The organism is Paracoccus sp. (in: a-proteobacteria) (assembly GCF_035556475.1).
Taxonomy (GTDB): Bacteria; Pseudomonadota; Alphaproteobacteria; order Rhodobacterales; family Rhodobacteraceae; genus Paracoccus.
In genome coordinates this window covers 101,682-110,169 of sequence record NZ_DATMFA010000100.1, presented here as the reverse complement: position 1 = coordinate 110,169, position 8,488 = coordinate 101,682, and the positions used below count along the sequence as shown (strand labels likewise).

Sequence of the window (8,488 nt, the reverse complement as noted above, 5' to 3'; positions counted from 1 at the left end):
GGTGTCCAGCCGGACTGCAACCGATCGATCACCGCCGCACGCAACTTCGGATGCTGGATCAGCTTGCGCTGGTTGGCGCGGCGCTCGGCCGCCAGGTTCTGCGCATTCAGCGCGTAATAGCCGGACAGATAGCGCAGTTCGGCATCGACGAAGCGATTACGGCTGAGCTCACGGAAGATTGTTGAGCGATGCCGGCCGAGACGGGCCGCGATCTCGGTTGCCGGGACTTTCGCCTCATGCCAGCGCGCGATCTTGCGCCGTTCTTCGAGGTCGAGATGCAGATAAGGCTTGGACATCGACAGTGCTCCTTGATGCAATCTACTGATTTTACATCAAAGTCGCAGTTCCAACTTGAATCCACCCTTCTACAAGAAGATTTATGGATAATCAGATTTATGTTAATAATTAATTCATAAATCTCACGAACACCGTCGCAGAGCGTACTGGTCTTGAAGAACCGTCCCACACAGCAGCGCCGATCGCGCAGCCAACCCTATCCGCCCGAAAATCCGATCAACTCATATGCTTAGCCCCCCGTGGGACAAGAGCGCACATGACCAGTCCGCTGCGCCCCGGGGATCCGGGGCGCAGGCTGTTCTCAGTTCGCGCCCGCGATATCGCGCGCAACGAGATATGCCATCGCGAGTCCGCGGCCGAGGGCGATGCCGCTGTTATATCCCGTGCCCGTCACGGTCTGGGCGGTGCAGGAACCTACCGCGTGCAGCCGGGGGATTACCGCGCCTGCCTCGTCCAGCACGCGTCCCTCGCCATCGACATGGACGCCGCTGTTCCCCACCGCCGCCGCAACGAAGCGCAACTGCATGCCGTGGAATGGCGCCTCGGCGACCGAGCCGAGCACCGGATTGGGCTGGTTGGCCGGGTCGCCATAGAAGCGGCGGACGAAATCGCGGGTGCCGCGACCGAAATCCTCGTCTTCCCCGGCGGCGGCAAACTGGTTGAACCGCGCGGCTGTCGTCTCCAGGCCGTCCGGGTCAATTCCCAGCTTCCCGGCCAGTTCACGCAGCGTCGATGCGGATGTCACCAGCCCTTCGGGGTAGTCCGCGCCGGGCGGTGTCATGCCGAGGCCGTATTTGCGGTGATGTTGTTCGTCGAAGATCAGGAAGAAGGGAAGGTTCTCTGCCGCATCATCCATGGTTCTCTGAGCGATATCCACCCAATAGGAATCGTCGCAGTAGCGCTGGCCGTGGCGATTGACGATCATCGTGTGGGGCATGGCCGTGTCCGGCCCGTAGGAAAAGCCTTCATTGTAGTCGGATTTCCAGCCGGGCTGCATGGTCTGTGCGCTGGCAGGCAGCTTGATGACCGCGCCGCCAACGGATCGGGCCAGTTTGATGGCGTCGCCGCGCAGGGTTTTCGGCCCGACACTGCCCCATTGATCGGGGTCCAGTCCGACGATCTCGCGCACGAGGTCGGGATCGTTGTCGAAGGTGCTGGTGGCGAGGATCACAATGCCCTCGAACTCCACCTGTCCCTCGCCGGTCCCCGCGATCACGCCGGTGACATGGCCATCGGGGTCGCGCTTCAGTTCAGTGACGCGGTGATCGGTCAGGATCGTGATCTTCGGATCGCGAAGCGCCCTCGCAAGGAAACTGCCCACCACGCCGGGACCGAAGGTCAGGGTCTCGGGCCCATTAGCCGCTCCGTCGCGCCGTTCGGATTGGCCAAATCCCTGCACCTGGGCGCCTTCCTCTTCCTCGCCATCCTCGACCACGCTTTGGCGGCGCCCCCGCTGGAACAGCTCGTCATAGGTGGTTCCGACCGGAAAATACGGGCTGATCAGCAACCTGTCGCGCCAGTCACCCAGTTCCTCGCGCGCAATCGGAACATTGGTCAGGTAACGGCCGGCGGGCATCGCGCCATCCGCTTCGTTGTGGTAATCGGCAAGTCCCGGGATAACGGTCCAGCGGATCGCGCCGATCTCCTCCCAATAGCGCATCGCGTCGGGGGCGGTATCAATCCATCGCTCCATCGCGGCCTCGTCGAGATATTCGGGGGACCGATGTGCGATGGCACGGATGTATCGCGCCGCACGCTCCTTGCTGTCGCCCTCGATGCCTTCACGCGTCGCGACGTGGTTTGCCCCGACCCAGACTTGTCCGCCGGAATAGGCCGCGGCGCCCCCAACCTTTGTCCCCGCCTCGAGGACCGTTACGTGTCGGCCGCGATCGGCCAGTGCAATCGCGCTGGCAAGGCCGCTGAGCCCGCCCCCGACCACAACGATTTGTTCCGCGCTGACAGATTTCGAGTTGATCATCTGCTCCTCCCCTTTCGTTCATGTTGTCGCCGGTATCCGCTACCCCTCCCGATACGCGGCGCACTGTTTCTCAGGCTGCTTACAAAAATATACAAAGATTATTCGAGACCTACACGTCGCCCCGGTCAAAGACCGGGCTTCCGTCTAGAATAGGCCCGTTTCCCGAAGATTTGTGGCAAAACAGGCAGAATAGCTTCCTCTTTTGTATATTTACGTAGACAATATTAGTAATAAATTATACCCAGAATCAAATAATAAATACAATGATGCGTTTTCCGGTGCTCGACAGCACCATCTCTGGGAGGAGAGAATGAGAACAGTCAGACCATGGACGGCAGCGATGCTGCTGTCGGCGATCCTTGCGTCGCCGATCTCGGCGCAGGAACAGACCGTCGTGGCGCTTCAATCCCTGACCGGAGGCGCGGCCTTCGTGGGTGTCCCGATCGTGGAGGGCATGAAGCAGGCAGTTCGGGAATCGAACGCCGCCCACGAACTCGGCAAGGACAGGAGCATCAACCTCGTCGTTGCCGATGACACGACGGACAGGACGCAGACCACCACGCTTGTGACGCGCTACGGCCGGGATCCGTCCGTGCTTGCCATTCTTGGTCCGACCAGCGGGTCTGTGGCGCAGCTTGGGGCGCAGGTCGGCAACGAACTCGAGGTGCCGATCCTCACCACCTCCAACAACCCCAAGATCCTCGATTACGGCCCATGGTCATTCATCATGACCCAGACGCCCGGCGACACGATCACCCATCTTGCCGAACACGCGGCAGACCAGTTGAAGCTGAAGAACTGCGCCCTGATCGGCATCCAGAATATCGAAGTCTACGTGCAATTGCTGCGGGAATTCGAACAGGGTGTGACGGCGCGGGGCGTCAAGATCGCGGCAACCGAGATGGTGCAGAGCACCGATACCGACTTCAACTCGATTTCCACCAAGATCGCCTATTCCGATGTGGACTGCGTCTTTATCGCGTCCTACGCGGCGCAGGGCGCGGGGATCGTGACGCAGCTTCGGCAGGCGGGGCTTGACCCCAGTGTCACGGTGATGGGCCTGAATATCTTTTCCTCGCCCGAATTCGTCACCATCGCCGGGGCCGCTGCCGAAGGCGTGCGTTTCTATGGTGAGTGGGTTCCCGGCGGGTTCGATGAGCAAAGCCGCGCCTTCATCGACCGATACAAGTCCGAGACGGGCGACGTGCCTGACAGCTGGGCGGCGGTGGGCTATTCGATCATGCGCGTGCTGATCGAAGGATTGAAGAAGGCCGGTCCAGAGGCCACCCGCGACAGTCTGCGCCTCGCGCTGACCGAGACGAAGGATGTCCCCGTCCCGATCGGTTTCGGCAGTTTCTCATTCACCGATGACAGGCGGCCGTCCTATGGCACCTATGTGCTGAAGATCGAGGATGGAAGTTACGTCGCCGTGACGAACTGATCCCTTTCAACCGGGCCGCTGCGGCGAGGCAAGATAGCGCCGAAGCGGCCTTTCGCCTCCCCTGCTCGGGGCAAGGATCTGCCTGCCGCGCCTAGGCTTGCAGGAACTCATGCCAGCGCCGGACCAGGTAATTGTGTTCGGGCATGATCGTGCTCCAGACGGTGACATTGGAAAGGCGCTGCCGATAGTCACCGCCAGCGCGGCGTTCGCCCTTCTGGACGACGATCGTTCCGGTCATGTCAGGCAGATCGGTCGCCGCCGGAAGGCCGCCATACCAATAGTCCCATTCCTGATCCGTCAGGGTGCCCGACAGCGGCCCCGGAACCGAGATGTAATATCCCTGCCGCGCCATGATCGCGCCCGGCGCGCCCCCGAGCCACCAGTTCAGATAGCGATAGGCCATCTCGAGCCGCCTGCCCTTCACGGCGGCCGAAATGCACATGCCGGAATGCCAGCCGCGATAGCCTTCGATCGGGGCGGCATAGGTCAGGTCGTGGCCCAGCCTGCGCATCCCGTAATAGGCAGGCGACCACAGCGAAGAAACGACACAGCCCGAGGTGGAGAGAAGCCGGATCGAATCCTCGGCCGAACTCCAGAAGCGGCTGAAATGTCCGCTGCGCTTGCGCGCCATGAGATGCCCGAACATTTCGTCGATCTCTTCGACGGTCAGATCGCCGGGATCGCCTATCCGCATCAGACCCGCAGCCTGAATGGCCATCGCAAGCTCGACCGCACTCGCCGCCGGGTCGAGGCTCAGCGCACAGCGGCCATGCCAGCGTCCGTCCAGAAGCCAGGCCCAACTTTCCACCTCGTCCCGCTGCTGTCGCGCGGCCAGCTCCGGCGTATAGGCAAAGCTGTCCACGTTATAGGAGGTCGGCAGCATCGAGATGAGCGGCGTGGCAGAAGCCGGCGTGGCCGCGAGCGAACGGTCGGCCTGCACGTAAAGCACATCCGCCGGGCGCGTCCCAAAGCCCTTCCCGGCGCCGGCAAAGACATCCGATGCGCGGACATGGTCCCAATGCGTGATCCGCCCGGTGTCGATCGGCTGTATCGAGCCCGCCGTCCAGAGCAGGTCGACCGAATGGAACCACTGGTCATAGACGTCATAGCTTTCCGGCGACAGCACGCCGCGGCTTTGGCAGGACAACCCGTCCAGCACCTCGAACTCGACCGGAAAATCCAGATCCGCATGGGCGCGGCGACGCAGCGCCTCGGTCAGCGTGGCCGATGTGCCTATGACCTTCAGCGCCTCAGCCATCATGCCCCCGGTAAACCGGTGTCATATAGGGCGTCATGCCGGGCGCTTCGAGCAGCGACAGGACACGCAGCCGCGCAAGGGCCAGCGCCTCGATCCGGCTCAGATGATCGCGTAGCACGTCCTGCGCCTGCCGGACCTGCCCTTGCTGCAGATGCCGCAGGATTTCGGCATATTCCTTCAGGGCCTGCAGGTCGTCGATGATCGGAAAATGCCGCCTGAAGAGACGCGGGACCAGAAGGAACAGCTGATTGCGGCGGATCGAACCCAGCAGGCGGGAATTGCGCACGCCCGCGAACATGTCCACGAACATCGCGTCATCCAGCCGGTCCAAGACCGCGGCACCGCAGGCAGGGAAGCCCTCGATTACCGCCTCGATCTTCGCCAGCAGCGGGCCCAGCTCTCTGTGGCTGCGATCGGCCGCGACCAGCGCAAGCGCCTCGGGTTCCAGAAGGCGGCGCATCTGCAAGGTGTCCCGCAGGTCGCGGGCCGTCATCTGCCCGACGATCCAATGGGATTTCCGGTTCTTTTCGATCAGCCGCCGGTCCATCAGGCGCCACAGCACCTCGCGCGCGACGGTGCGGCTGACGCTGTAGTAATCGCCCAGCTCGGCTTCCTGAATGCGGAAGGTTCCGAAAGGCATGCAGCCCGTGACCACATCGGCCACCTGCGTAAAGATCCGCTCCCATGAGGCGGTGCGCTCGATGCCCTGGGTTTCGGAGGTCAGGATTTCCTGCAAGCGTCTGGAGGACAGGCGCAGGGGGGCGCCGGATCGCCCGGCGACATAGCCCTGCCCCGAGGCGGGCGTGACAAGCCCCTCCGCCGCCAGCATGGCCAGCGCCCGGCGCACGGGCGCCCTGCTCATCCCGAGCTGGCTGGAAATCGGCGCTTCCTTCAGCACCGCGCCTTCGGGAAGCTGGCCTGCCCGGATCTTGGCCGCAAGCAGGTCGCGGACCGAGGCATAGAGGAATGCGTTGCCCGCATCCCTTTCCCGCCCCTCCTGCCCGTCGCTGTCCGAAGCCATGCCGAAATTCGCCCAATGCCCAAAAATCGCGCAGGCTCCGGGGCAAGTCGCACAAGCTTTCCCAGAAACCCCGCATTGGTTTCATTCTATACATTCCTGAGCCTTGGATGGAAATGTGCATTGCATCCTAAAGACAGTTTGCTACCGTATCCCCATCGCCGCCGAGTCTGAGAAGGTCGTAAAAACTGGCCCGGACCCGGCATCATCCGTGGCGCGGGCCACGGGAACCCACAGGGAGAGGTGGCATGACTCAATCTAACGGCAAGGATTGCGCGGGGCTGACGCGTCGCGGCTTTCTCAAGACCTCGGCTGCGACGGCCGGGGTGACGGTCGGCTCGGGGATCATCGGCGCTCCGATGATCTGGGCGCAGAACATCAAGGACGTGACCCTCAATCAGGTCGGGCCGTCCTATTCGGTCATCGCCGATATCGCCGAAAAGGCCAGCGCCGATCTGGGCTTCAAGATCGTGCCGCAAACCGCCGACAGCACCGCCCTGATGGCCAAGGTCGTCAACCAGCCCGAGACCATCGACATCGCCGACCTCGAATTCTGGGCGATGCAGAAGGTCTGGCGTTCGGGTAAGCTGCAGCCGGTCGAAGTGGCCAAGATCGCGAACTGGTCCAAGATGACGCCGCTGATGAAGGACGGCAAGAATTTCGACGGCTCCGAGCTTTCGCGCCAGGGCACCATGCCGTTCGAGGTGATGTTCACCGGCGGCCCCGGCGATACCAGCTTTGCGGCCGAGGCGACCGACTACGCCACCACCATGCCCACGATCTTCAATGCCGACACGGTCGGCATCCGCTCGGACCTGATCGGGCGGCCGGTCGAAAGCTGGGCCGAGCTGTTCAACCCCGAGTTCAAGGGAAAGACCGCGCTGGTGAACATCCCGCAGATCGGGATCATGGATGCGGCCATGGCGCTCGAGGCGATGGGCGAACTGACCTATGGCGACAAGGGCAACATGACCCGCGAGGAGATCGACCACACCATCAACCGGTTGATCGAACTGAAGAAGGCCGGCCAGTTCCGTGCCTTCTGGAGCACATTCGACGAATCCGTGAACCTGATGGCCGGGGGCGAGGTGGTGATCCAGTCGATGTGGTCGCCCGCCGTCACCGCCGTCAAGTCGCGGGGCATCGGCTGCGTCTATCAGGGGCTGAAGGAAGGCTATCGCGGCTGGGGCCTCGGGATGGGGCTGATGGGCCATCTGGAAGGGCTGAAGCTGGAAGCCGCCTATGAATACATGAACTGGTATCTGACGGGCTGGCAGGGCGCGTTCATCGCGCGGCAGGGCTATTACTCCTCGGTCCCCGAGACCGCCAAGGCCAACCTGACCCCGAATGAAATCGGCTATTGGTATGAGGGCAAGCCGGCGAGCGAGGATATCCTCGACCCCTATGGGGCGGTGATGGACAAGGCCGGTGCCGTGCGCGACGGCGGCTCGTTCGAGGATCGCATGGGCAATGTCGCCTGCTGGAACACGGTGATGGACGAAGAACGCTATATGGTCCAGCGCTGGAACGAGTTCATCTCGGCCTGATCGCGCGGGGCAGGCCCGCCGCCTGCCCTGGCATTTCCTTCGGAACGGCATCCGCCCGGAGAATTCCTGACATGTCCGCAAGATCGCCCGGCAGCGGGTCGCAACTGACCCCGTATCTACAGGTCGCCCCGCTTGCCCTTCTCATTCTGGCGCTGGTCGGCATCCCGATCGGCACCGTCTTCATGCTGAGTTTCTGGGAATCGGACGGGATTTCTGTCTATCCCGCCTTCACATGGCAGAATTACCATGACGTGCTGACCGCCAGCGTCACGCTGTCCCTGTTTGCCAACACATTGAAATATGCGGCGATCGTGCTGGTGGCGACGGTGCTGATCGGCTTCACCTGCTCGTATTTTCTGGTCTTTCATGTGCGCAATCTGAAATGGCAGATCGGGCTTTTCCTGCTCTGCACGATTCCGTTCTGGACCTCGAACGTCATTCGCATGGTCAGCTGGATCCCCTTTCTGGGCCGCGAGGGGCTGTTCAACCAGATGCTGATGCAGGCCGGACTGATCAACCAGCCATTGGACATCCTGCTTTATTCCGATTTCGCGGTGGTGCTGACCTATATCCATCTGTTCACGCTGTTCATGATCGTCCCGATCTTCAACAGCATGGCCAAGATCAACCCCAACCTGATCGAGGCTGCGCGCGACGCCGGCGCCAATCCCTTCCAGATCCTGACGGGCATCATCATTCCGCTGTCGAAGACCGGGATCGCGCTTGGCTCCATCTTTGTCGTGACGCTGGTGATGGGGGATTTCTTCGTCGTCCGGGTCATGAGCGGGGGGCAAAGCGCCTCGGTCGTGTCGGCGATGAAGAACGAGATCGACCAGCTTTTCTATCCGCAGGCCTCGGCGATGGCGGTGCTGCTGGTTCTGGTGGTCGTCCTGATGGTCTCGGCCATCCTGCGCGTGGTGGATATCCGCGCCGAGCTTGCAAGGTAGGG

7 protein-coding genes are annotated in these 8,488 nt (G+C 62.3%); 3 read left to right on the top strand and 4 right to left on the bottom strand.

Annotated elements, in window-relative coordinates:
• The coding region (locus tag VNQ78_RS13745; RefSeq protein ID WP_325690691.1) for a helix-turn-helix domain-containing protein at window positions 1-296 on the bottom strand (296 nt) is incomplete at its 3' end.
• Between the two features lie 302 nt (window positions 297-598).
• Complete coding sequence (locus VNQ78_RS13740) at window positions 599-2,275, bottom strand: FAD-dependent oxidoreductase (RefSeq protein ID WP_325690689.1); 1,677 nt, start codon at window positions 2,273-2,275, stop codon at window positions 599-601.
• 310 nt (window positions 2,276-2,585) lie between these two features.
• Here VNQ78_RS13740 and VNQ78_RS13735 point away from each other — a divergent pair, with 310 nt between their 5' ends.
• The gene (locus tag VNQ78_RS13735; RefSeq protein ID WP_325690686.1) at window positions 2,586-3,716 is read left to right on the top strand and encodes an ABC transporter substrate-binding protein; all 1,131 of its coding nucleotides are present in this window, start codon (window positions 2,586-2,588) and stop codon (window positions 3,714-3,716) included.
• A gap of 91 nt (window positions 3,717-3,807) precedes the next feature.
• Here VNQ78_RS13735 and VNQ78_RS13730 read toward each other — a convergent pair whose 3' ends face one another.
• Window positions 3,808-4,974, bottom strand: coding sequence for an extracellular solute-binding protein (locus tag VNQ78_RS13730; protein ID WP_325690684.1), 1,167 nt, complete (start codon window positions 4,972-4,974; stop codon window positions 3,808-3,810).
• Window positions 4,967-5,995: a GntR family transcriptional regulator gene (locus tag VNQ78_RS13725; RefSeq protein ID WP_325690682.1), complete on the bottom strand. Its 1,029-nt coding sequence runs from the start codon at window positions 5,993-5,995 to the stop codon at window positions 4,967-4,969. Before VNQ78_RS13725 ends, VNQ78_RS13730 begins: the two co-directional genes overlap by 8 nt.
• A gap of 245 nt (window positions 5,996-6,240) precedes the next feature.
• Here VNQ78_RS13725 and VNQ78_RS13720 point away from each other — a divergent pair, with 245 nt between their 5' ends.
• Complete coding sequence (locus VNQ78_RS13720) at window positions 6,241-7,539, top strand: PotD/PotF family extracellular solute-binding protein (protein WP_325690680.1); 1,299 nt, start codon at window positions 6,241-6,243, stop codon at window positions 7,537-7,539.
• Window positions 7,540-7,610: 71 nt separating this feature from the next.
• Window positions 7,611-8,486: an ABC transporter permease gene (locus VNQ78_RS13715; RefSeq protein ID WP_325690678.1), complete on the top strand. Its 876-nt coding sequence runs from the start codon at window positions 7,611-7,613 to the stop codon at window positions 8,484-8,486.
• Window positions 8,487-8,488: the final 2 nt, after the last annotated feature.

Coding starts and splice junctions, on each gene's coding strand:
- VNQ78_RS13740 (WP_325690689.1), bottom strand. CDS start 2,275: ATGATCAACTCGAAATCTGTCAGCGCGGAACAAATCGTTGTGGTCGGG.
- VNQ78_RS13735 (WP_325690686.1), top strand. CDS start 2,586: ATGAGAACAGTCAGACCATGGACGGCAGCGATGCTGCTGTCGGCGATC.
- VNQ78_RS13730 (WP_325690684.1), bottom strand. CDS start 4,974: ATGGCTGAGGCGCTGAAGGTCATAGGCACATCGGCCACGCTGACCGAG.
- VNQ78_RS13725 (WP_325690682.1), bottom strand. CDS start 5,995: ATGGCTTCGGACAGCGACGGGCAGGAGGGGCGGGAAAGGGATGCGGGC.
- VNQ78_RS13720 (WP_325690680.1), top strand. CDS start 6,241: ATGACTCAATCTAACGGCAAGGATTGCGCGGGGCTGACGCGTCGCGGC.
- VNQ78_RS13715 (WP_325690678.1), top strand. CDS start 7,611: ATGTCCGCAAGATCGCCCGGCAGCGGGTCGCAACTGACCCCGTATCTA.